Source organism: Mesorhizobium sp. M0062 (genome assembly GCF_040323125.1).
Classification (GTDB): domain Bacteria; phylum Pseudomonadota; class Alphaproteobacteria; order Rhizobiales; family Rhizobiaceae; genus Mesorhizobium.
The window spans coordinates 247275-270422 of record NZ_JAMYUO010000003.1; the positions used below are offsets into that span (position 1 = coordinate 247275).

16 protein-coding genes and 2 pseudogenes are annotated in these 23148 nt (G+C 64.2%); 7 read left to right on the forward strand and 11 right to left on the reverse strand.

From position 1 onward, the window contains the following. The first annotated feature begins 9 nt into the window (after positions 1 to 9). From NKJ64_RS05415 to NKJ64_RS05435, 5 genes are read left to right on the forward strand one after another with little or no spacing between them, the layout of a single operon-like run. Positions 10 to 810, forward strand: a complete 801-nt coding sequence (locus tag NKJ64_RS05415) for an ABC transporter ATP-binding protein (protein ID WP_023682688.1) — start codon at positions 10 to 12, stop codon at positions 808 to 810. Beyond that, positions 807 to 1556 (forward strand): branched-chain amino acid ABC transporter ATP-binding protein, encoded by a 750-nt coding sequence (locus tag NKJ64_RS05420; RefSeq protein WP_352462106.1) that lies wholly within the window; start codon positions 807 to 809, stop codon positions 1554 to 1556. The genes NKJ64_RS05415 and NKJ64_RS05420 overlap by 4 nt, the downstream gene beginning before the upstream one ends. Beyond that, complete coding sequence (locus NKJ64_RS05425; protein WP_023745643.1) at positions 1553 to 2461, forward strand: branched-chain amino acid ABC transporter permease; 909 nt, start codon at positions 1553 to 1555, stop codon at positions 2459 to 2461. The genes NKJ64_RS05420 and NKJ64_RS05425 overlap by 4 nt, the downstream gene beginning before the upstream one ends. After that, positions 2458 to 3441 carry a branched-chain amino acid ABC transporter permease gene (locus NKJ64_RS05430; protein ID WP_352462155.1) on the forward strand — a complete coding sequence of 328 codons (984 nt, stop codon included), beginning with the start codon at positions 2458 to 2460 and terminating at the stop codon, positions 3439 to 3441. Before NKJ64_RS05425 ends, NKJ64_RS05430 begins: the two co-directional genes overlap by 4 nt. Next, complete coding sequence (locus NKJ64_RS05435; protein WP_352462108.1) at positions 3438 to 4733, forward strand: NAD(P)/FAD-dependent oxidoreductase; 1296 nt, start codon at positions 3438 to 3440, stop codon at positions 4731 to 4733. Before NKJ64_RS05430 ends, NKJ64_RS05435 begins: the two co-directional genes overlap by 4 nt. A gap of 132 nt (positions 4734 to 4865) precedes the next feature. On the opposite strand, the gene NKJ64_RS05440 is transcribed toward NKJ64_RS05435, so the two are convergent. The 8 genes and pseudogenes from NKJ64_RS05440 to NKJ64_RS05475 form a co-directional block, all read right to left on the reverse strand. Beyond that, entirely contained in the window at positions 4866 to 7703 is a 2838-nt protein-coding gene (locus NKJ64_RS05440) for a nitrate reductase (RefSeq protein WP_352462109.1), read from the reverse strand. A 3-nt stretch (positions 7704 to 7706) separates the two neighbouring features. After that, the gene (nirD, locus tag NKJ64_RS05445; RefSeq protein ID WP_023825946.1) at positions 7707 to 8036 is read right to left on the reverse strand and encodes a nitrite reductase small subunit NirD; all 330 of its coding nucleotides are present in this window, start codon (positions 8034 to 8036) and stop codon (positions 7707 to 7709) included. Positions 8037 to 8041: 5 nt separating this feature from the next. Beyond that, positions 8042 to 10492: a nitrite reductase large subunit NirB gene (gene nirB / locus NKJ64_RS05450; protein WP_352462110.1), complete on the reverse strand. Its 2451-nt coding sequence runs from the start codon at positions 10490 to 10492 to the stop codon at positions 8042 to 8044. A gap of 4 nt (positions 10493 to 10496) precedes the next feature. Continuing rightward, positions 10497 to 11294: an ABC transporter ATP-binding protein gene (locus NKJ64_RS05455; protein ID WP_023682696.1), complete on the reverse strand. Its 798-nt coding sequence runs from the start codon at positions 11292 to 11294 to the stop codon at positions 10497 to 10499. Between the two features lie 10 nt (positions 11295 to 11304). Continuing rightward, entirely contained in the window at positions 11305 to 12195 is an 891-nt protein-coding gene (gene ntrB, locus NKJ64_RS05460) for a nitrate ABC transporter permease (RefSeq protein WP_352462112.1), read from the reverse strand. A 92-nt stretch (positions 12196 to 12287) separates the two neighbouring features. Further along, complete coding sequence (locus NKJ64_RS05465; RefSeq protein ID WP_023704740.1) at positions 12288 to 13616, reverse strand: CmpA/NrtA family ABC transporter substrate-binding protein; 1329 nt, start codon at positions 13614 to 13616, stop codon at positions 12288 to 12290. A gap of 338 nt (positions 13617 to 13954) precedes the next feature. Then, entirely contained in the window at positions 13955 to 15193 is a 1239-nt protein-coding gene (locus NKJ64_RS05470) for a CmpA/NrtA family ABC transporter substrate-binding protein (RefSeq protein WP_031202552.1), read from the reverse strand. 2 nt (positions 15194 to 15195) lie between these two features. Beyond that, positions 15196 to 15797: pseudogene (locus tag NKJ64_RS05475) on the reverse strand (ANTAR domain-containing response regulator). 282 nt (positions 15798 to 16079) lie between these two features. On the opposite strand from NKJ64_RS05475, the gene NKJ64_RS05480 reads away from it, so the two are divergent. Then, positions 16080 to 18368, forward strand: a complete 2289-nt coding sequence (locus NKJ64_RS05480; protein WP_245270155.1) for a mechanosensitive ion channel family protein — start codon at positions 16080 to 16082, stop codon at positions 18366 to 18368. A gap of 177 nt (positions 18369 to 18545) precedes the next feature. On the opposite strand, the gene NKJ64_RS05485 is transcribed toward NKJ64_RS05480, so the two are convergent. From NKJ64_RS05485 to NKJ64_RS05495, 3 genes are all read right to left on the reverse strand, one after another. Beyond that, positions 18546 to 20033: an aldehyde dehydrogenase gene (locus NKJ64_RS05485; RefSeq protein ID WP_023692260.1), complete on the reverse strand. Its 1488-nt coding sequence runs from the start codon at positions 20031 to 20033 to the stop codon at positions 18546 to 18548. After that, positions 20030 to 21223, reverse strand: coding sequence for a cytochrome P450 (locus tag NKJ64_RS05490; protein WP_023738356.1), 1194 nt, complete (start codon positions 21221 to 21223; stop codon positions 20030 to 20032). The genes NKJ64_RS05485 and NKJ64_RS05490 overlap by 4 nt, the downstream gene beginning before the upstream one ends. 62 nt (positions 21224 to 21285) lie before the next feature. Further along, on the reverse strand, positions 21286 to 22734 hold the full coding sequence (locus tag NKJ64_RS05495) for an APC family permease (protein ID WP_023738355.1): 1449 nt from the start codon (positions 22732 to 22734) through the stop codon (positions 21286 to 21288). Positions 22735 to 22899: 165 nt separating this feature from the next. Between NKJ64_RS05495 and NKJ64_RS05500 the strand changes: the two are divergent. Then, positions 22900 to 22998: pseudogene (locus NKJ64_RS05500) on the forward strand (helix-turn-helix domain-containing protein); the annotation flags it as partial. Positions 22999 to 23148 lie beyond the last annotated feature (150 nt).

The following is a 23148-nucleotide window of genomic DNA, read 5'->3' on the forward strand; positions in this document are numbered from 1 at the left end:
GAGGGTTTGATGAGCGATGCAGCGGAGCGCCAACGGCAGGAGACCCGTGCGCCAGTTCTGACGGCACGAAACGTCGTCAGGCGTTTTGGCGGCCTTGTCGCCGTCAACGATGTCTCGTTTGATGTCAAAGCGGGCGAAATCCTCGGCCTGATCGGGCCGAATGGCGCCGGCAAGACGACGATGTTCGATCTGTTGGCGGGCAGCATATTGCCAACCAGCGGCGATATCCTGCTCAATGGCACGCGCGTCTCCGGCGAAGCCGCTCATCTGCGTATCGGCCGTGGTCTTGGCCGCACCTTCCAGATCCCGCGCCCCCTGCCCAATCTGACGCTGATCGAAAACATCATGCTGGCGGCGCAGGGCCAAGCCGGCGAAAAATTGCTCGCCAACTTCGTCACGCCGTGGCGAGTGGCGGCACAGGAAAGAGCAGCCAGGGCAAAGGCACTCGAGCTGCTGGAGCTCGTCTCGCTCGCTCGGCTGGCGCACGAACCGGCGCGCGTGCTTTCCGGGGGCCAACGCAAGCTGCTCGAACTCGCCCGCGTCATGATGGCCGATCCGGCGATCATCCTGCTCGACGAGCCGGCGGCCGGCGTCAACGCAACGCTGCTCGAGATCATCATCGACCGCATCCGCGACATCAACGCGCGCGGCATCACCTTTCTGCTGATCGAGCACAATATCGACATGGTGACGCGGCTCTGCCACCGCGTGCTGGTCATGGCGAGCGGCCAGTTGCTCAGCGAAGGCACTGCGGAAGAGGTCGCCCGCGACCCGCGCGTCATCGAGGCCTATCTCGGAGGTGCGGCATGAGCGAAACTGTCCTCAACGTGCGCAATCTCGAGGCCGGCTATGAGCCCGGCGTGCCGATTGTGCGCGGCGCCTCGATCACCGTCGGCAAGGGGGAGATCGTCGTCGTGCTCGGCCCCAACGGCGCCGGCAAGTCGAGCTTCATCAAGGCGATCGCCGGCCTTGTCCCGATCACCGGCGGCGCGGTGTTCCTGGACGGCAAGGACATAACCGCCGCGCCGGCCCACACCATGGTCCGGCTCGGCCTCGCCTTCGTACCGCAGACGGAGAACATCTTTCCGCTGATGTCGGTCGAGGACAATCTGAAAGTCGCCTGCGGCATCCTCGAGCGACGCGAAATCCCTGCCCGCATCGAGGAAATGTATGCGGCCTTCCCCGACCTCGTCCGCCAGCGCCGCACCGCCGCCGGCAATCTGTCGGGCGGACAACGGCAGATGCTTGCCGTCGCACGCGCCCTAATCGTCCATCCCAAGGTGCTGGTGCTCGACGAGCCGTCGGCCGGCCTGTCGCCGAAATTCGTATCGACGGTGTTCGAGATGCTGGCCGGCATCCGCAGGTCCGGCGTCACCATCCTGCTGGTCGAACAGAACGCCAAGGCAGCGCTTGCCATCGGCGACCGCGCCTATGTGCTGGTCGACGGCAAGGACCGGCACGAGGGCGTTGCTTCCGAACTGTGGAACGATCCTGTCGTCGCCGAACTCTATCTCGGCCAACGCCCGTCCCCCGTCGGCAAGGGAGGCGCGGCATGAGCCTGCAATTTGTCGTCGATGGGCTGCTGACCGGCTCGATGATCGGCCTTGGCGCCATCGGCGTGACGCTGACCTACTCGATCCTGCGCTTCTCGAACTTCGCCCATGGCGACTTCATGGCCTGGGGCACCTATGCGACGCTCGCCGTCGTCAGCGCCATCGGCGCGATGTTCGGCAAGGTGGCCCCCATTGGACCGCTGTCTTTCGGCTGGCCGCTGCTGGTTGCGCTGGTTGTCGGCATGACTTTCACCGCCCTGCTGGCGCTGTTGCTCGACAAGGTGCTGTTTTCGCGGCTGCGCTCGCAGGGGCAAGCCATCATCGTGGTGATGGCGAGCTTCGGCGCCTCGATGGCGCTGCGCAGCCTGCTCGAATTCACCTTCAGCTCACGCCCGACCTATTTCAGCCGGGCGATCCAGATCGCCATGCCGGTCGGCTTCGGCATCCGCATCACGCCCGATCAGATCGCGCTGCTGCTGCTGACCGCAGTGCTGGTGCTCGGCGTGCATCTGTTGATGACACGCACGCAGACCGGCCGCTCCATGCAGGCGCTGAGCCAAAATGCGGCCCTGGCCCGCATCGTCGGCATCGATGTTGCCTCCGTGGTGCGCGTCACCTGGATCATCGGCGGGGCGCTGGCCTGTGTGGCCGGCGTGATGATCGGCATTCTGGTGCAGATCCGCCCGTTCATGGGCTTCGACATGCTGCTACCGATGTTCGCCGCCGCCATCCTCGGCGGCATCGGCAGCATACCGGGCGCCGTGCTCGGCGGCCTGATCATTGGCCTTGCCGAAGCCGGTGCGGTGCAGCTGATCGGCGCCGAATGGCGCGCCGCAATCTCCTTCATCATCCTGATGGCGGTGCTGTTCGTGCGGCCGATCGGCCTGTTTGGTGTGAGGGAACGCTGATGGACCTGCTCGGCTACGGCGCCTTCTTCCTGACCACCGCACTGATCTTTTCGCTGGTCACACTGGGGCTCAATCTGCAGTGGGGGCTGACTGGCCTTTTCAATGTCGGTCTTGCCGGTTTCGTCGCCATCGGCGCCTATACATCGGCGCTGCTGACGACCCCGGACGATGCCGCGCGCTTCGGCGGCTTCGGTCTGCCGATCCTGGTCGGCTGGGCGGGCGCCATGGTCGTCGGCGGTATCGCCGCAGCACTTACCGGCATGGCCACGCTGCGTCTGCGATCCGACTACCTGGCGATCACCACCTTCGGCGTCGCCGTCGTCGTGCAGCTGGTCGCGCTCAACGCGCAGAAACTCACCGGCGGCCCGTTCGGCATCGGTTTCATCCCGCGCCCGTTCGGCGGCCTTGCCGAAACGCCGCTGCTGTTCAACCTGTCGAACCTCGCCGTCGTTTCGGCTGTGACGCTGATCGCCTATCTCGCTCTGGAGCACCTGTCGCGCAGCCCCTGGGGCCGCGTGCTCAAGGCGTTGCGCGAGGACGAGCGAGCGGCGATTTCGCTGGGCAAGAGCGCGCGCTTCTACCGCGTCCAGGCCTTCGCCGTCGGCGGCGCTATCATGGCGCTGGCCGGCGCTTTGCAGGCGCATTTCACCGGCTTCATCGCGCCCGATAACTATCTGCCGATCCTGACCTTCCAGGTTTGGGTGATGCTGATCGTCGGCGGCTCGGGCAGCAATGCCGGCGCCATCGCCGGCAGCATCCTGGTCTGGGCGATATGGGCGGGGTCGGGCACGCTGACCAGCGTGCTGTTTGCGCCCGAGCAGCAGGCACGCGCGGCCTCGCTGCAGATCGTCGCCATCGGCGTCATGCTCTGCGTCATCCTGCTGATCCGGCCGAACGGATTGTTCGGCGACCGGCCGCGCCGGCCGAAGCCCGGCAAACATACAAAGGCGGCGGCCAGCGAGAACGAGGCCGGACCATGAATGCCATGATCCGGCAAGACGTGCATGGCGTTTCACTCTGGCATGCCGTCAGCCGCAACCGCCGCGACCGGGGCACGCTGCAAGGCGGGCTCGACGTCGATCTCGCGATCGTTGGCGGCGGCTTTTCCGGCCTGTCGACGGCATTGCATGCCGCCGAGAAAGGGCTTTCGGTCGCGGTCCTTGAAGCCGAATTCCTTGCCTGGGGTGCGACCGGCCGGAATGCCGGCTTCGTCGTTCCGAACTTCGCCAAGCGGGATCCAGACGACATCATCGCCGAACTCGGACCCGAGCGCGGCGGGCGCCTGGTTGACTTAGCCGCCGGCAGCGCCGACCTGGTCTTCGGGCTGATCAAGCGGCACGGCATCGAATGCGACGCTGTGCAGAATGGTTGGATCCAGCCGGCGCATTCGTCCGCCGCGCTGGAAAAGACGCGATCGCGCGCCGAGCAATGGGCGGCGCGGGGCAGGCCGACCGTTGCGCTCGATGCCATGGCGGTCACGGAGCTCACCGGCATCGACGGCTATGCCGGCGGCTGGATGGACAGATCTGGCGGCGTCCTCAATCCGGTCGAGTATGCGCGCAGCCTGGCCGATGCCGCCGAAAAAGCCGGCGCGCGGATCTTCGAGCAGACGCGCGTCGCTTCCATTGACCGCGCTGCGGATGGCTGGACCTTGACGACCGCATCCGGCGCCGTGCGTGCGGGCAAGGTGGTGATCGCCACCAACGCCTATGGCGGGGCACTGAACCGGACACTGGCGCGGACCTATATCCCGCTGAAAGTCTTCCAGATCGCCACTGCGCCGCTGTCGCGGGCCATACGCGCGCGCCTGCTGCCCGGCGGCCAGGGCGTTGGCGACACCAGGCGCAACCTGTTCACGTGCCGCTTCGATGGCCAGAACCGGCTGATCAGCGGCGGCATGCATGTCGTCGGAGCCGGCGCTGAGACGCGCATGCCGCAAACGATTTGGCGACGGCTCGCCAGGCATCTCGATTTGCCTGACCTGCCGCCGCTTGCCTACAGCTGGACAGGCGTGGCGGCGGTGGTGCCGGATTTCCTGCCGCGTCTCATCGACCTCGGCCCTGGCCTGATCGCCGGCTTCGCCTGCAACGGTCGCGGCATCGCCATGACCACGGCAATGGGCAAAGTGCTGGCGGACTGGGCGAGCGGAACGGACGCCCGCGATCTGCCGCTCCCCTTCGCGCCGCCAGCGCCGATCCCGCTGCATAAGCTCGTGCGCTATGCACCGAATATGCTGCTCCCCTGGAGCATCCTGCGCGACCGGCTGGATTAGACAGCCAAGCCAGGTGATCCCCCCTGCCGGCGCGCTCATGGCGGCCCGAAAAGGACCGCCACCACCTTCCGCAATCGATGACCATGGTGGCCCAAGAGGATATCGTCAGATCCCCTCCCCAGCCAGCCGCATCTACTCCGCAGCCTGAACCCGATTGGCCTGGATGACCGCCCGGATCTCGGACCGGCAGGAGCCGCAATTTGTGCCCGCCTTCAGGGCGCCGCCTATGGCTTCGATTGTCGTGCACCCGGCCGCCACTGCCGCCACGATCTGGTTGACCCCGACGTTGAAACAGGAGCAGACGGTCGCGCCCGCATCGGGCCGATCGGCGCCGGCGCGACCGGCGACGATCCTGAAGCGTTCGCGCTGGCTGGTGTGAACCTCCTGGAGTTGCTGTGCCGCCCAACCCCGCGAAACCGCCACCGGTCCCGACGCGATAAACAAAGCCCCGGCGAGGTGCTGGTCGTCGAAGGCAGCAATACGATGCTGGCCGGTATCGCGGTCGTGATAAGCGAGCGTATCGGCTACGGGAACATCGAAAAGCGAACCAGCAAAACCAGCCCAGTCGATGTCGTCGTCAGCAAAGGCAAGCTCCACCCGCCAGCCGCCCTTGCATTTGGCCATGGCCCAGTAGTCTGCTGCGACCGCCACCGGCTTGCGGCGCACCACGGCGAAGCCGAAGGCTCTCGCGGCGAACTTCTCGATGCGGGCGCCGACATGTTTCAGCGCAGGCTGACCGGAAACCGGATCGGTCAGAGGCGCGGTCAGCGTGTCGAGCCGGCCTTTTGCCGAAAACTGGTCAGTCCAGTGCATCGGCGCAAACACGCTGCCCTGGCGCTGGCGTGCCGTCACCAGCGCGCGCACCAGCACATCGCCGCGCGGGCTGGAGACGCGCACAATGTCGGCGTCGCCAATGCCGTGATGCGTGGCATCCGCCGGGTGGATCTCGACGAAGGGCTCGGCCATGTGCTGGGAGAGACGTGGGCTTTTCCCAGTGCGGGTCATCGTGTGCCAATGGTCGCGAACACGGCCGGTGTTGAGGATCAGCGGATAGTCCGGGCTGGTGCGTGTCTCGACGATGGGACGAATGGCGATGAAGCGGGCCTTGCGGTCGGGATTGTAGAAATTGCCGTTGGCGAAGAAGCGGGTGCTGGAAGGGTCAAGTCCCGCTTGAACACCCCCCTCTGTCCTGCCGGACATCTCCCCCGCAAGGGGGGAGATTGGCAGCTTTGACGCCGGCATATCTTCTGCATCGTTGATAATTGGCGAAGGCCGAGGCGACGGCTGATCTCCCCCCTTGCTGGGGAGATGGCCGGCAGGCCAGAGGGGGGTGGCTGTGCTCGGCGCCGGCCATTGGAAAGGCTCAAGCGCTGCATAGGCCTCCTTATCAACACCAGCATAAGCGCCAACATCAAAATCCCGTGCGCCGTCATTCTCGAACCCGGACAGCGCGGCGTGTCCGGCGAAGATTTCCGCTGGCGACGAATAGGAAAACGCCTCGTCAAACCCCATCCGCTTGCCCACCTCGGCGACGATCAACCAATCCGGCCGCGCCTCACCGGGCACAGCAAGAAAGCTGCGCTGGCGCGAGATGCGGCGCTCTGAATTGGTCACGGTGCCGTCCTTCTCGCCCCATGCGGCGGCGGGCAGCCGCACATGGGCGTGGCGCATGGTGTCCGTGCTCGCCAGCACATCCGAAACCACGACGAACGGGCAAGCCTTGATCGCCGCCTCGACGGCATCGGCATCCGGCATCGAATCGACCGGGTTGGTGGCCATGATCCACAGCGCCTTGATGCGCCCGTCGGCCACCGCCTGAAACATCTCGACCGCCTTCAGACCGGGCTTTTGGGCGACGGCCGGCGCATTCCAGAAACGCTGCACGCGGTCGCGGTGCTCGGGGTTTTCGATCTCCATATGGGCGGCCAGCATATTGGCCATGCCGCCGACCTCGCGGCCGCCCATGGCGTTGGGCTGGCCGGTCACTGAAAACGGCCCTGCCCCAGGTTTGCCGATGCGGCCGGTGGCGAGATGGCAGTTGATGATGGCGTTGACCTTGTCGGTGCCCGAAGACGACTGGTTCACTCCCTGGCTGTAGACCGTGACGGTTTTCGCAGTCGCGGCGAACAGGTTGTAGAAGCGGGTGAGCTCGTCCTCGCTCAGGCCGGTGGCGGCGGCGATGCCGGCAAGGTCGAGCGCCGATGCGGCGAAGAGAGCTTGGCCGAAGCCGGTCGTGTGTGCGGTCACATAGCCACGGTCGAGTGCGTTGTGCTGGCCGAGCCAGGCGAGCAGACCAGTGAACAAAGCAACGTCGCCATCCGGCGCGATCGCCAGGTGAATGTTGGCGATATCAGCGGTCATGGTGCGGCGCGGGTCGACCAGCACGACCTTCATCTCCGGTCGTTTTTCCCGGGCCGCCGCGATGCGCTGGAAGAGCACGGGATGGCACCAGGCGAGATTGGAGCCGACCAGCACGATCAGGTCGGCGAGCTCGAGATCCTCGTAGGTGCCGGGCACGGTGTCGGAGCCGAAGGCGCGGCGGTGGCCGGCAACCGAGGAGGCCATGCATAGCCGCGAATTGGTGTCGATGTTGGCCGAGCCGATGAAGCCCTTCATCAGCTTGTTGGCGACATAGTAGTCTTCGGTCAGCAACTGGCCGGAGACATAGAAGGCGACGGAGTCAGGACCGTGCTCGGCGATGGTTTGCGAAAAGGTCGAAGCGACGCGGTCGAGCGCCTCGTCCCAGCCGGCACGGCGACCGTGGATTTCGGGGTAGAGCAGCCTGCCGTCGAGGTCGATGGTTTCGGCCAGGGCCGAGCCCTTGGAGCAGAGCCGGCCGAAGTTCGCTGGATGGTTGGGATCGCCGCGGACGCTGACTTCACCGTCCGCGGCGACTTTCGCCAGCACGCCGCAACCCACCCCGCAATAGGGGCAGGTGGTCCTCACCTCGCGCGCTTCGCCCAGTTCCATGCTTCAGGCCGCGCGGCTGGCCAGCGCTTTCAGCGCAATGAACAGGTGCTCGCCCTCGATGCGCACAGGAATGGTGCGCACCGCGCCCTCGTCGGCGCCGAGCGCCTTGCCCGTCTCCAGCGAAATGACCCAATTGTGCAAGGGGCAGGTGACGGCGGTGCCGTGGACGATGCCTTGGCTCAGCGGCCCACCCTTGTGCGGGCAATGGTCGTCGATGGCATAGACCTGATCGTCCTGCGTGCGGAAGACGGCGATCTTACCCTCGGGTGTGTCGACGCAGCGCGCGCCGCGGCGGGGGATGTCGGAGAGTGAGCCGATCGATATCCAGTCCATCTTGATCACTCCGCAGCCTGCGCAAACCCGACAGAAGCCATTGGCCGGAACTCGTGCTTGTCCTTGCCGGAGACGCGTTCCGACCACGGGTCGACCTGGGCGAATTTCTGGCTGAAGACGAAGCGTTCGTAATAGGCCTTGCGCTTGGCACCGTCGTCCATGATCTGGCGCTTGATCTCGGGGATGCCGATGCGCTTGGCCCATTTGTAGATGCGCTCGAGATAGCGGCCCTGCTCGCGATACATCTGCGTCAGCGCCACGATATGCTCCAGCGCCTCGTCCTCGGTCTTGACCAGGCCAAGCACTTCGGTGCCCTTGATGTCGAGGCCGGCGGCGCCGGCGAAATGGATCTCGTAGCCACTGTCGACACAGATCACGCCGACATCCTTGCAGGTCGCCTCGGCGCAGTTGCGCGGACAGCCCGACACCGCCATTTTGACCTTGGCCGGGGTCCACGAGCCCCACATGAATTTCTCGATGAGAATGCCGAGGCCGGTCGAATCCTGCGTGCCGAAGCGGCACCAGTCGGAGCCGACACAGGTCTTCACCGTGCGCAGGCCCTTGGCGTAAGCATGGCCTGAGACGAAGCCGGCCTGGCCGAGATCGGCCCACACCGCCGGCAGATCCTCCTTGCGGATGCCCAGCATGTCGATGCGCTGGCCGCCGGTGACCTTGACCATCGGTATCTCGAACTTGTCGACGACGTCGGCGATGGCGCGCAGTTCGGCGGCGTTGGTGACGCCGCCCCACATGCGCGGCACCACCGAATAGGTGCCGTCCTTCTGGATGTTGGCGTGGACGCGTTCGTTGATGAAGCGCGACTGATAGTCGTCGGCGTAATCGTTCGGCCAGTCGCAGACGAGGTAGTAGTTGAGCGCCGGCCGACATTTTGCGCAGCCGCAGGAGGTCGTCCATTCCAGCTCCTGCATGACGGCGGGAATGGTCTTCAGGCTCTTGGCGATGATCAGCCGGCGCACCTCGTCATGGCCGAGCGTGGTGCAGCCGCACATCGGTTGCACGGCGGCCGGGTTGTATTTGTCGCCGATGGTCAGCACCATCAGCTTCTCGACCAGCCCGGTGCACGAACCGCAGGAAGCCGATGCCTTGGTGTGGGCGCGCACGTCGTCGAGCGAAGCCAGGCCCTTGGCCGTGATCGCGCCGGTGATCTTGCCCTTGCAAACGCCGTTGCAGCCGCAGATTTCCGCATCATCCGGCAAGGCTGCAACGGCCGCCATAGGGTCCAGCGGGGCACCCCCCTGGTAGGACTGGCCAAAGATGAGCGTGTCGCGCATCTCCGATATGTCGGTCTGCTTCTTCTTGAGATCGTTGAACCAGGCCCCATCCGCCGTCTCGCCATAAAGCACGGTGCCGATGATGCGGTCGTCCTTGAGCACAAGGCGCTTGTAGACGCCGGCGGCGGCATCGCGCAGCACGATCTCCTGGCGGTCCTCGCCTTCGGCGAAGTCGCCAAGCGAGAACAGGTCGATGCCGGTGACCTTGAGCTTGGTCGGCGTGTCCATGTGGACGAAGGCCGCTGCCTCGTTGCCGGCCAACTGGTTCGCGGCAACGCGCGCCATCTCGTAGAGCGGCGCGACCAGCCCGTAGACCTGGCCGTTGACCTCGGCGCATTCGCCGAGCGCGTAGACGTCGGGGTCGTTGCTGCGCATGCGGGCATCGACGACAATACCACGATTGACGGCTATGCCGGCCTCCTTGGCCAGCGCCGCATTCGGCCGGATGCCGACCGCCATCACCACCAGCGTTGCCGGGATGATGGTGCCGTCGGCAAGCTCCACCTGCCCGACCTTGCCGTTGCCGGTGATCGCCTGGGTGTTGGCCTTGGTGATGACCTTGATGCCGCGCTGTTCCACCGCGCGCTGCAGGAGATAGCCGGCGGCTGGATCGAGCTGACGCTCCATCAATGTCGGCATGACATGCAGCACGGTGACGTCCATGCCTTGGGCGTTCAAACCTGCTGCCGCCTCCAGCCCGAGCAGGCCGCCGCCGATGACCACGGCCTTGGCGCGCGACTGGGCGGCAAGCATCATGGCCTGAACATCGTCGAGGTCGCGATAGGTCAGCACGCCCGGCAGATCGTGACCGGGCACCGGAATGATGAAAGGCACTGATCCGGTGGCGATGACGAGCTTGTCGTAAGGCTCGGTGACGCCGTGGTCGGAGGTGACGGTCTTGGCCGCCCGGTCGATGGCGACGATCTTGTGACCCTTGTAGAGGGTGATGTTGTTGGCGATGTACCAGCCGTCGCCGTGGATGATGATTTCCTCATAGGCCTTTTCGCCGGAGAGAACCGGCGACAGCATGATGCGGTCGTAGTTCACCCGCGGCTCGGCGTTGAAGATGGTCACGGTGTAGCGGCCCGGCGCCTGTTCGAGCAGATGCTCCAGCATGCGCCCAGGGGCCATGCCGTTGCCGATGATGACGAGCTTTTCGGTCATGGCGTTACTCCGCGGCTTCGACGAAGCGATGACGTTCATAGAGGAACTTCAGCACCGCTTCGCGGCAGCGCAAAAAGGTGCGGTCGGAAGAGAGTTCGACGCGGCGACGCGGCCGTGCCAGCGGCACCGCAAGCACCTCGCCGATGGTAGCCGCCGGACCGTTGGTCATCATGACGATGCGGTCGGACAACAGCACCGCCTCGTCGACATCGTGGGTGATCATGATCGTCGTCGAGCCGAGCCGGGAATGGATGTCCATAACCGCATCCTGCAGATGGGCGCGCGTCAGCGCGTCGAGTGCCCCGAACGGCTCGTCGAGCAACAGGATCTTCGGCTCCATGGCAAGCGCCCGGGCAATGCCGACGCGCTGCTTCATGCCGCCCGATATTTCGGCCGGCCGCTTGTCCTTGGCATGGGCCATCTGCACGAGATCAAGATTGCGCATGATCCAGTCATGCCGTTCGGTCCTGCTCTTGGAACGACCAAAGACTTTCGACACCGCCAGGCTGATGTTTTCGTAGACGGTGAGCCATGGCAGCAGGCTGTGGTTCTGGAACACCACGGCGCGCTCGGGTCCGGGGCTGTCGACCTCCTTGTTTTCAAGCAGCACGGCGCCGGCGGAAACCTTGGTCAGCCCGGCGATCAGATTGAGCAAGGTCGACTTGCCACAGCCGGAATGGCCGATGATGGAGACGAATTCGCCCTTGTCGATGGTCAGCCTGATGTCCTTGAGCACCTCGCTGACCTGACCGCCGCGGGCAAAGGATTTGTCGATATGGTCGAGCTTCAGATAGGCCGTCATCGCCCTCTCCTCACTTTGCCGTTGTGCCGCGGGTGACGAAAGCGCCGACCGCAGCGACCAGGCGGTCGAGGCAGAAGCCGGTGACGCCGATATAGGCGAGCGCGACGATGATGTCGGGCAGCCGCGACGAGTTCCAGGCGTCCCAGATGAAGAAGCCGATGCCGACGCCGCCGGTCAGCATTTCGGCGGCGACGATGGCGAGCCAGGACAGGCCGATGCCGATTCTGAGGCCGGTGAAGATGTAAGGTGCAGCTGCCGGAACCATGATCTTGACGAAAAATTCGAACTGGTTGAGCCGCAGGATGCGCGAGACGTTGCGGTAGTCTTCCGGAATGTTTCGCACGCCGACGGCGGTGTTGATGATGATCGGCCAGATCGAGGTGATGAAGATAACGAACAGCGCCGACGGGCTGGAATCGCGGAAAGCAGCCAGCGACAGCGGCAACCAGGCCAGCGGCGGCACGGTGCGCAGTATCTGGAACACCGGATCGAGGCCACGCATGGCCCAGATCGACTGGCCGACCAGGGCGCCGAGCGCGACGCCGACGATCGCCGCCAGGCCGAAGCCGATGGCGACGCGCTGCAGAGAGATCAGCACCCGCCACGCAAGGCCGATATCCTGCGGGCCGTTGTTGAAGAACGGATGCGCGATCAGGTCATAGGCCTCGTTCCACACCTGGCTGGGCGGCGGCAGGCTGGCGGTCGGCGACGAGCAGGCGATCTGCCACACGACCAGCATGAAGGCGATAACGATGACCGGCGGCACCAGGGCGGTGGCCAGCCTGCCGGCCATCGCGATCGGGTCGAAGCGGCGCCGCGCCCTGGCGGTGAAAGCGATGACCGCGGCAGGCTTCGCGGGGAACGCCTTCACCGTGGTTTCCTCAATGGCTTGGATGGACATGTCTGACAATAACTCCGGGGTCGATGCGGGCGACAACGGCGAAGCGCCGTTGCGCTGGGGCGACAAACGGCGCAACGCGCCGTTTGCGCTGGTCAAGCCGATGCCTTGATCTTCAGGCTGTCGAGATAGGCCGACGGGTTGGCCGGGTCGAAAATCTTGCCGTCGAAGAAGGTCTCGACGCCGCGCGACGACGAGGCCGGAATATCGGCTGCGGCAACGCCGAGATCCTTCGCCGCCTCGCGCCAGATATCCTCGCGATTGACCTGATCGACCAGCGTCTTGATGTCGGTGGTCGGCGCGAATTTTCCCCAACGGATGTTTTCGGCGAGGAACCAGCTGTCGTGGCTCTTGTAGGGATAGGAGACGCCACCCTTCCAGAATTTCATATAGAGGTCAGTGCCGGTGGCCACGCGGCCGTTGCCGTAGTTGATGTCGCCCTTGAGGCGGCCGATAATGTCGGCGACAGGCACGTTCATCCATTGCCGCTTGCCGATGATGGCGGCCATCTCGTCCTTGTTCTCCGTGGCCTCGCACCATTGCTGGGCCTCCATGACGGCCATCACGATCGCCTTGGTGGCGTTCGGGTATTTGTCGATGAATTCGGCGCGCAGGCCGAGCGCCTTTTCGGGATGACCCTTCCACAGTTCGCCGGTGGTAGCGGCGGTGAAACCAACGCCCTGGTGGACGAGCTGTTCGTTCCACGGTTCGCCAACGCAGAACACGTCCATGTTGCCGACTTTCATGTTGGCGACCATCTGCGGCGGCGGCACGACAATGGTCGAGACGTCCTTGTCGGGATCGATGCCGCCGGCGGCCAGCCAGTAACGGAGCCACAAATCATGGGTGCCGCCCGGGAACGTCATGGCGGCCTTGATTTCCTTGCCTGCCGCCTTCTTGGCGGCGAAGGCGTCCTTCAGCTTGGAGGCGTCGAGGCCGACACCGGTGCCGGCGTATTCCTGCGCAACCGAAATGCCCTGGCAGTCGTAGTTGAGCCGCGCCACGATAGCCATCGGCATCGGCTGGTTGTTCTGCGTCACCTTGCCGGTGTGCATGAGATAGGGCAGCGGCGTCAGGATGTGAGCGCCGTCGATGCCGTTGGCTTCGCCGCCGAGCATCAGATTGTCGCGCGTCGCGCCCCAGGAGGCCTGCTTGAGCACCTCGACGTCGGGCATGCCGAACTTGGCGAACAGCCCCTTCTCCTTGGCAATCATCAGCGGCGCCGCGTCGGTCAGCGCGATGAAGCCGAGCTTGGCGCCGGTGACCTCCGGAGCGGTCGTGGCGGCATAGGCGCCCGAGGGGAAGAGCTTGCGGGCCGCCACGAACAGGCCGGCCGTCATGGCGCTGCTGACAAGAAAATCGCGGCGCGTCACATCCTTGAGCGATGTTCCCGTCCCGATCCATTTCCCTATTTTTTCTTTCATCGTGATCTCCGGTTGAACGCTTCGTCGAGTGGCCCAAAACAAAAAAGCCGCCGTCCAGGCCTCGCGCGTCCGTACATCCGGGATCGCGTCGTTGACCTGAGCGGCAGCTTTGCCTGTGGCGCCCGCCATTGGACGCCTGTTCCGTGACCCGCGAAGGGTCTGGCTAATTCAAAGCAGGAACCGTGCCAGTTCTGAGTGAAACGAAAAACCTAAATGAAATCAACATTACGCGCCAGACGCCGGCACGCGAGGCGACATCGCAAGCAGGTCAAAGATTGTTCATTACAGCAATCGCACGCACATTTTTTGTGCAATGCACAAGAATGGCGCGAGAATGATCAGGCTTCCGCGCGAGCGACTTTCTGGCGCGCTATATAGCCGTCGATCTCGTCGGGGTCGAAGGTCTGACCGTCGAAGAAGCCGTCCGGCCCAAGCACCAAGCCTGCCCCAGTCGCACCGACAGCCGTGGCGACCTTAAGCGCGCCCTCGACCTTCGCATTGGCGCCGGGAAGTGCAACGCCAAGCGGCTTTAGCGCCGAGCGGTAGAGGTCCGGACGGTAGCAGTCACGGGCGATAGCAAGGTTTTCCGGCGTGTGCTCGACATGCCCCCAGCGCACCATCTGCGTATAGAACCACAGCGCATGGCTCTTCCACGGAAAGTTCGCCGCCTTGTCGAAGGGCAGGAAGAAGTCGTCGACATCCAGTTCGGCGCCGCCGCCCAGTTCAAGATGGCCGGTCAGGATCGGCATCTGGACAGCTGGTGGCAGGCCCAGGAAGCCAGCTTGAGCCATCACACCAGCCAGTTCGGCGTGGTTGCCCGGATCCTGGCACCAGCGCGCCGAATGATGCAGCGCGCGCAGCAATGCTGCCAGCGCGACCGGGTTCTCCTGCGACCAGGCCTTGCGCACGCCGATCACCTTCTCCGGACTGTTGCGCCACAGCAGCGCCTTGACGGTGACGATATGGCCGGTGCCGGCGGCGACCGAGGCGCTGTTCCAGGGCTCGCCCACGCAGTAGCCGTCGATCCGCCCGGCGACCAGCGCATCGGCCATGAAGGGCGGTGGCACGATGACGATCTCGATCTCGCGCTCCGGATCGATGCCGCACCCGGCAAGCCAGTAGCGCAGTTCGTAATTATGCCCCGAATGCGGGTGCACCACGGCAAAGCGCAGCGGATCGCCGCCAGCCCTGGCGCGCTCGCGAATGAACGCACGAAGGGCTGCGCCCGCCCGCGCGGGCTCGAGATCGGGTATGGCGCCGTGTGCCGCCATGCCTTCCCAGACGGCGTTGGAGATGGTGACGCAATTTCCGCCAAGCCCGAGCGAAAACGGCACGATGGTCTCGGAAGCAAGCGGCGTCAGCCCGAGATTGCAGGCGAGCGGCATCGGCCCCAGCATGTGCGCCAGGTGGAAATGGCCGATGGCGATGCGGTCGCGGATGTTGGCCCAGGAGGTCTCGCGGTGCAGTGTGAGATCGATGCCCTCGCGTGCGGCAAATCCAAGCTCACCCGCCGCAACCAGCACGGCACTGTCGAAGAGCGGCATGAAGCCGGCGGTGATCTGGTGCTCGGCGCTCATGCTCATTCGTCCTCCGACGGCCCGAGCAGCCCGGCGGCAGTCACCAGGCTCTGGGCAATGTCGCCGATCTTGCGGTTCTGGTTCATCGCCGTCTTGCGCAGGAGCGTGTAGGCGGCCTCTTCGGTCAGGCCGCGCGACTTCATCAGGATGCCCTTGGCACGGTCGATCACCTTGCGGCTCTCAAGCTCCCCTCGAACCTCTTCCAGCTCGCGCGCCATGCGCGAGAAAGCGTTGAAGCGGCTGACCGCCATGTCCAGGATCGGCTTGACGCGCTCTTGCCTGAGGCCGTCGACGACATAGGCCGAAACGCCGGCATCGACCGCCGCTTCGATCGATGCCTGGTCCGATCGGTCGACGAACATGGCGATCGGCCGCTTCACCGCACGCGACAGCTGGAACATGTTTTCCAGCATGTCGCGGTTCGGGTTTCCAGGTCGATGACGATGACGTCCGGCTCGATCTCGGCGATGCGCCGCGCAATGCCGGTCACGTCGTGGATGACGGTGACCCGCTCATGGCCGGCCTCGCGCAAACCTGCCTCGATGATCGCGGCGCGGATACGGTTTTCGTCGATGACCAGGACGGCGAGTGAGCTGCGGACCATGCGTGCATTGTGGGCAAGGTCGCAAAATTGTGCAATGCGGCATGGTCACAGGCTCCCGCCGCGGAGCAACCGACGACCGACAACGACCCGGTCTAGGTGGTCGGGACAAGGAACGCAGCGCAACGCTGGCGCTGGTGATGACAGCCTTGCCGGTCGCCTGGTGCCCTACCCAACGGTCTAGGTGCGATGAGACTTGCACCGCAACATCGGCTTGTTAAAGGTGGGGGCAACGACGGACATAGCTGTCCTTGCTCGCCGATCTGACCGGAAGGTTACCGCACGATGCTGCTCATGAAACGACGATTGGGAGCCAGCAAGCTGGCGCGCCCGGCACGGCGTCTCGGAGGCCTGACGACGATGTTTGCCCTGATTGCCGGGCCGCTCATCCTTGGCATCGCCCTCCTGCTGGCTGGCCCGGCACAGGCGCAGTCACCGGCCGCCGTCGCGCCCGACAAGGTCAAACAGCTGTTCGAGCTTCTCGACGATCCGTCGGTGAAGGCCTGGGTGGCCGAGCAACGAAATCCGGCCGCTGGATCAACGGAAGCGCCTGCCGAGACTAGCGCTCCGCCGGCCGACGCCGTGGCCGCACCGGGCCAGATGAATACTATGGCATCCTCGACGCTCGATCGGATCAAGCATCACATCGAAAAGATCGTGCGAACCTTGCCTTCGCTGCCGGACCAGTTCGCGCGCGTCCGGGCCAATACCATGGACGATATGTCCAGCAAGGGCCCCGTCAGCATATTGGTGCTGATTGCGATCTTTATCGCTGCCGGCCTGGCGCTCACCTGGGCAATATACAAGCTCACCCGTCCATTTCGTCTTTGGATCATCGCGCAACCCAGAGATACGCCCATCGGGCGGGCCAAGAAGATCGGCGGCCGCACGCTTTATTCCAGCATGATGATCGGCTCGTTCGCGCTGGGCAGCGCCGGTGCGTTCATGCTGTTCGACTGGCCAGCGCTCATCCGCGAGATTGTGCTGACATTTCTGATGGCTGCGGTCTTTACGTGGGCTGTGCGCCTATACGTGATGGCCACACTCGTCCCTTCTTTCATGGAGGTCGAGCACGCCATCGAGGTTCGTGCCCTGCCGATCACCGACGGAGCTGCTGACCATTGGGCTTATTGGCTGCCCCGGATCGTCGGCGTTTTCGCCTTCTTCGCCGCCGCGTTTGTCCTCTTGCCGGGTCTCGGCATAGACCAGGACGGAATGATGGTCCTGTCCGTCGGCGCCGATTTCATATTGCTGTTGCTCTTCCTGCTGGCCATTTGGCGTCGGCCAAGAACGCAGCGAGACGGCGCGCGCCACAGCGGTCACACGGCAGTGACATGGTTGTTGACGGCTTATTTCGTCGTTCTGTTCCTCGAACGCATTGCCGGCCTCTACACATTCTTCTGGTTTACCTTCACCGCATTCTTCCTGCCTTTGGCAATTGTGCTGACAGAGCGCGGGGTTAATTTCGTCCTGCGGCCCGGTTCGGAAGATGCGGGCCGGCCGACGATCCCGGCGGTGACGATCGCTGTCATCGATCGCGGTATCCGGATGATTTTCATCCTCGCGGCGGCTTACCTTCTCGCACGCGTACTGGGCCTGGACATGCAATCCATGCGCGGCAGCGATACGACCACCATGCTCATATTGCGCGGCTTGATCAACGTCGTGGTCATTGCCCTTGCTGCCGATTTCGGCTGGTCGATCATCAAAGCCTTGATCGAACGAAAGCTGGGCGTCGCGATACCGCAAGCGGTGGTGAGCGAAGAAGACATCCTCACCCTCGATCCGCATCAGGCGCGGCTGCACACGCTGTTGCCGATCATCCAGAACATTCTGCTAGCAGTGATCATCGTGATGGCGGTGCTGATGATGCTCGCTTCGATCGGCATCCAGATCGGCCCGCTGATCGCCGGCGCCGGCGTCGTCGGCGTCGCGGTGGGTTTTGGCGCGCAAACCATCGTCAAGGACGTGATCTCTGGCGTGTTTTATCTGCTCGACGATGCTTTCCGTGTCGGCGAATACATTTCATCGGGCAGCTACAGGGGTACGGTGGAGAGCTTTTCGCTGCGCTCGGTGAAGCTGCGCCACCATCGTGGTCCGCTGTTCACGATACCTTTCGGCGAACTCGGCGCCGTGCAGAACCAGAGCCGTGACTGGGTCACCGACAAATTCAACATCACCGTTGGCTATGACACCGATATCGACTTTGCTCGCAAACTGATCAAGCGAATTGGCCTGGAACTGGCGGAAGATCCGGAGTTCAAACACTGGGTGATCGAACCGATCAAGATGCAGGGGGTGCAGGAGTTCGGCGAGTACGGCATCGTCTTGAGGGTCAAGGTCACGACCAGACCTGGAGGCGCCTTCAGCATGAAAGGCAGGTTCTTCTTGCGCCTCCGCCAGGCCTTCAAGGAGCAGGGCATCGAGCTCCCATTCCCGACCGTTCACGTCCAGGGGCTGCAAGACCCGCATGGGACAGAGAATGCGCCTTTGGAGATCACACCCGAATTACGAATGGCCGTCGCCCAGTCGCACACCAATCGGCGCAGAAAAAAAGCGAGCACAACGGAGTAGGACGCCGTGATACCGGCCGGCCGCAACACGGCTTTCCGCGCAAAACCAGGACCCACGACACCACGCTAGTCGGAACTGCCGATAGCGGTGACGCGATCGCCGCCAACCAGCACCAGCGTGGCGTTTCTGAGGCCAAGCTTGACGAAAAGAGCAGATACGCTGGCCTTTCCGCAAGGCTCAGAGCGCAATCCAGGCGGTCTTGAGGTCGACAAATTTCTCCAGCGCATGCAGCGACTTGTCACGGCCGAAACCGGACTGTTTGACGCCGCCAAGCGGCACGGTGATATCGGCTCCGCCATAGGTGTTGACGTGGACGACACCGGCGTTGATGGCGCGCACCATGCGATGGGCCGTGGAAAGATTGGCGGTCCACACCGCCGAGGCAAGTCCGTAGACAGTGGAGTTGGCGAGATGCACCGCCTCCTCCTCGGTCTCGAAGCGCATCACGCCGAGCACCGGTCCGAACACCTCCTCGCGCGCCAACTGCATCTCTTGCGTCACGTTCTCGAAGATCGTCGGCGCCATGTAGCTGCCGCCAGTCTCGGTCAGTATCCGTTCGCCACCGGCGACGAGACGGGCGCCTTCGGCTTGCGCCATGGCGACGAAGCCGAGATTCTTGTCCAGCTGTTCGGCGCTCGATACCGCACCGATATCGCTGGCGAGATCGAGCGGGTCGCCGACCTTGAGCCGCGTGGTTGCCGAGACAAGTTCGTCCATGAAAAGATCATAGACCGACGACTGGACGAGCAGACGCGAGCCCGCCACGCAGACCTGGCCTGAATTGCGAAAGATGCCGTTGGCCGAGACGACCGCCGCCTGCTTCAGGTCCGGAGCGTCGGCAAAGACGATGTTGGGCGACTTGCCGCCAAGCTCGAGGAAGACCCGCTTCAAATTGGAACGGGCGGAGTATTCGAGCAGCCGCCGGCCGACCGGCCCCGATCCGGTAAAGGCGATGGCGTCGACATCCATGTGGAGGCCAAGCGCTTCGCCGGCGACAGCACCATGCCCGGTAACGACGTTGAACACGCCTTCGGGAAGTCCAGCCTCGCTTGCGAGTTCGGCCAGCCGCAGCAAGGTCAGCGAGGCGATCTCCGGCGGCTTGACGACGACGCTGTTGCCGGTGGCCAGTGCGGGCGCAATCTTCCAGGCGCCGATCATCAGCGGGAAGTTCCACGGCACGATGACGCCGACGACACCGAGTGGCTCCCTGTGGATCAGCCCGAGCACATTGTCGGCCGTCGGCGCGATCTCGCCATAGACCTTGTCGATCGCCTCGGCGTAGTAGCGGATGGTGCCGGCCGCCGACAGCGGCTCGGCCTTGTAGGCCATGCCGATCTCGGTGCCGTTGTCGCGCACGCCAAGCACGGCCAGCTCATCGACATGTTTTTCGATCAGCTCGGCAAATTTCGTCAGCACCTTCTTGCGAAAGGCAGGGGCGGCGCGCGACCATGAACCCTTCTCGAATGCTTTTCGCGCCGATCGGACCGCGCGATCGATGTCGGCGGCATTGCCGTCAGCGATGCTGGCAAAAGGGCGGCCGTCGATCGGCGAAATCACCGCCAGTGTCGCGCCGCTCGTCGCTGCGGCCTGTACGCCATCGATAAACAAGCCCCGCTCGCCGATCTCCGTCTTGCGCAGCGCGTCGATGGCATTCTGGCTGATCATTGATGGCGGACTCCCAGGGAAACATACAACGTGGTTGGCGCACGGAATTCCCAGCCGCGAAACACCGGCACCTTGCCCGGCACCAGGCTGAGATCGGGGAAGCGCAGGAGCAGCAGCCTTAACGCGAGGCACATCTGCTCGCGCGCGAAAAACCGGCCCGAACAGAAATGATGACCAAAGCCGAAGGCGGCATGATTACCTTCCCTGCGGTTGATGTCGAAGCGGTCTGGATCGGCAAAGCGGCTCTCGTCGCGGCTTGCCGAGGAGACAAGTGCAGCGACCGCGGCGCCGGCAGGGATGGTTACGCCGCCAAGCTCGACCGCCCGCGTCGTCTGCCGCGTCTGGGTTCCGATCGGCGCCACCCAGCGCAAGCCTTCATCGACAGCCCTGGGCACAAAGGTCTCGGGATCGGCGAGCACCTGCCGCAATTGTTCGGGATGCGCAAGCAGGCCGGCGAGGATCGAACCGGCACCATGTCCGGGCTCCTGCATGCCGCCAAGCAGAATGACCTTGATGCTCGGCATCAAGAAATCGATCGGCCGCGTCGTGCCTTCCGGCATGCCGTCATGCAGCATATGCGACAGCGCCGAGCCGTCGGGGGCGCGCGCCAGTCTATCCAGAGTCGGCCGGATGGCTGCGCCGACCTCGGCGCTGATCGCGTCGGCGATCTCTTGCCGTTTTGGGTCGTTCTCGAAATTGATGGCGCCCTGCGCAAGGCCATAGAACCAGCGGCGCAGCGTCGGCATGTCGATGTCGGCAAGGCCAAGCGAGCGCGCCAGGCTGAGCGTCGACACCGGCTCGAAATAATCCGCCATCAGCTCGGCGGAGCCTTGTTCGGCGATCCGGTCGAGAAAAGGTTCGGCAATCGACCGCACGAGGTCGCCGGCATAGGCGGCGACGGTGCGCGGCCGGTATTTCGGATCGACGCCTTGGCGCAGCTGTCTATGCGTTTCGCCGTCGGTGGTCAGGATGGTCGGCTTGCCGAACGAGCGTTCGACCGGAGACGTACCGACGACGGCGGAGAAGATGTCGGGTGACTTTGCGACGGTCTCGACGTCCTTCCAGCGGGTGACGAACCAGAGATTGACCGCCGGCACGAAAGCGACAGGCGCACTGCGCCGCAGTTCCGCATAGATCGGATACGGATCGGCTTCCAGCGCCTCAACGGTGATGCTCTCGGCAAAGCTCAACGCCGTTACTCCCTTGCGATGGAAAGGGGCGGCGCCGAACGCGCTACCCCTTGTCCTTTGTCCTAGTCCTTCAGCGGCACGCCGAGATTTTCGAAGGCAACCGGATCCCGGCTCTTCAACGCACCGGCAAGCAGCAGGCCGATCACCGCGGCAATCAGCACCAGCCCCGGCAGGAACACGCCAAGGAAGCCACCGGCCCCGGACAGGCTGCCGAAATTAATGACGATCAGGTAGATGATGACGACGAAAGCGATGAAGGCCAGCCCAGGCAGGATGGTGGTCTTCAGCGCATTCTCCTGCGTCGACGGGTTGGCGCGGAAGTACATCACCACGGCGAGCGAGGCCACCGCCATCATGACGATGACTCCCAGCGTCGCGACATTGGTCAGCCAGGAAAACAGCGCCAGCACCGGATCGAGGCCGAGTACCGCGAACAGTCCGATGACGATCGCGGCCAACACGCTCTGGATGACGGAAGCGACATGCGGGCTCTGGTGCACTGAATGCGTCACGCCGATCGCTTCAGGCAACAGCTTCTCGCGGCCCGAGACGTAGATGTAGCGGGCAACCGCGTTGTGGAACGCCAGCACGCCGGCAAACAGGCTCGACACGAACAGGATGCCCATGGCGTGCGACAGCATGGTTCCGGCGTAGCGGTCGGACAGGCCGAACAGGAAAGTCGTCGGATCCTGAAGCGCCTGCAGTGCGGGCAACAATTTGTCGACGCCGGCGCCGACCGCCATCAGCCAGGCCGTGACCATGTAGAAGACGCCGATCAGCAACACTGAGAAATAGGTGGCGCGCGGAATGGTCACCTTGGGGTCGCGGGCTTCCTCGGCGTAGATCGTCGTCGCCTCGAAACCAATGAAGGCGGCGAAACAGAACAGGATGGCGATGGCGGGCGAGCCGCTGACGATCTGGCTCCAGCTGAACGGCGCCGCCGAGAGACCACTGTCGCCACCGGTATTGAGGATGGCGAGGTCTAGCACCAGCACAACGATGTATTCGCACAGCACCAGCACCGTCAGGATCTTGGCCGACAGGTCGACCTGGCGGTAGCCCAACACCGCGACGATGGCGACGGCGATGAAGCTCCACACCCACCAGGGCAGGTCGATGCCCCAGCCGGCGAACAGGCCGGCGGTCGCGGCCCCCAGCAGGCCCATGACCCCGATCTGCATGGCGTTGTAGGACAGGATCGCGATGATTGCGGTTGCGCCGCCGGCAAAACCGCCGAGCCCGCGCGCGGCATAGGCATAGAAGGCGCCGGCATTGCCGACATGGCGCGACATGGCGACGTAGCCGACCGCAAACAGCAGCAGCAACACGGTCACGATAAGATAGGTTCCGGCAAAGCCCGCCCCATTGCCCATAAGCATGCCGAGCGGCGTGCCGCCGGCGACCGCGGTGAGCGGCGCCGCCGCCGAAATCACCATGAAGGTGATAGCGCCGACGCCAAGACTGTTCTTGCGCAGCCTGTTGGCGGGCGCCTGTTCCGAAACTGCTGACATTTGTCCCTCCAGTTTTACGAACCCCTGGGTTCGCGGCCGCTCGGCCTGTTCCCTGAATGCGTCGGTTCATTATTTGAACCCTTATTTTGAATATAGACTTGCAAAGAATGCCGATGCCTGTCAAGTTAATTCACACATTAAGTTTCTATCCGAGCGGGAGGCTGGATGGGTACGGTCGGCAAGGCGATTTCACTTCTGGAGCTGTTCACGGCGGACGAGCCCGAGCTCGGACTTTCCGATCTCGCGCGGCGGTGCGCCTTGGACAAGGCGACGACGCGGCGGCTGCTGATGGCGCTGGGCGGCCATGGCTTCGTCGAGCAGGATGCCGGCACGCGGCACTATCGCCTCGGCGCCGGCCTGTCGCGGCTGGCGCGTATCCGCGAAGCCTGCTTCCCGTTCCTGCAAACGGCAATT

What these genes read in the sequence shown, in the direction of transcription:
- NKJ64_RS05415 (WP_023682688.1), top strand. Translation starts at nt 10, where the DNA reads ATGAGCGATGCAGCGGAGCGCCAACGGCAGGAGACCCGTGCGCCAGTT.
- NKJ64_RS05420 (WP_352462106.1), top strand. Translation starts at nt 807, where the DNA reads ATGAGCGAAACTGTCCTCAACGTGCGCAATCTCGAGGCCGGCTATGAG.
- NKJ64_RS05425 (WP_023745643.1), top strand. Translation starts at nt 1,553, where the DNA reads ATGAGCCTGCAATTTGTCGTCGATGGGCTGCTGACCGGCTCGATGATC.
- NKJ64_RS05435 (WP_352462108.1), top strand. Translation starts at nt 3,438, where the DNA reads ATGAATGCCATGATCCGGCAAGACGTGCATGGCGTTTCACTCTGGCAT.
- NKJ64_RS05440 (WP_352462109.1), bottom strand. Translation starts at nt 7,703, where the DNA reads ATGGAACTGGGCGAAGCGCGCGAGGTGAGGACCACCTGCCCCTATTGC.
- nirD (WP_023825946.1), bottom strand. Translation starts at nt 8,036, where the DNA reads ATGGACTGGATATCGATCGGCTCACTCTCCGACATCCCCCGCCGCGGC.
- nirB (WP_352462110.1), bottom strand. Translation starts at nt 10,492, where the DNA reads ATGACCGAAAAGCTCGTCATCATCGGCAACGGCATGGCCCCTGGGCGC.
- NKJ64_RS05455 (WP_023682696.1), bottom strand. Translation starts at nt 11,294, where the DNA reads ATGACGGCCTATCTGAAGCTCGACCATATCGACAAATCCTTTGCCCGC.
- ntrB (WP_352462112.1), bottom strand. Translation starts at nt 12,195, where the DNA reads ATGTCCATCCAAGCCATTGAGGAAACCACGGTGAAGGCGTTCCCCGCG.
- NKJ64_RS05465 (WP_023704740.1), bottom strand. Translation starts at nt 13,616, where the DNA reads ATGAAAGAAAAAATAGGGAAATGGATCGGGACGGGAACATCGCTCAAG.
- NKJ64_RS05470 (WP_031202552.1), bottom strand. Translation starts at nt 15,193, where the DNA reads ATGAGCGCCGAGCACCAGATCACCGCCGGCTTCATGCCGCTCTTCGAC.
- NKJ64_RS05480 (WP_245270155.1), top strand. Translation starts at nt 16,080, where the DNA reads ATGCTGCTCATGAAACGACGATTGGGAGCCAGCAAGCTGGCGCGCCCG.
- NKJ64_RS05485 (WP_023692260.1), bottom strand. Translation starts at nt 20,033, where the DNA reads ATGATCAGCCAGAATGCCATCGACGCGCTGCGCAAGACGGAGATCGGC.
- NKJ64_RS05495 (WP_023738355.1), bottom strand. Translation starts at nt 22,734, where the DNA reads ATGTCAGCAGTTTCGGAACAGGCGCCCGCCAACAGGCTGCGCAAGAAC.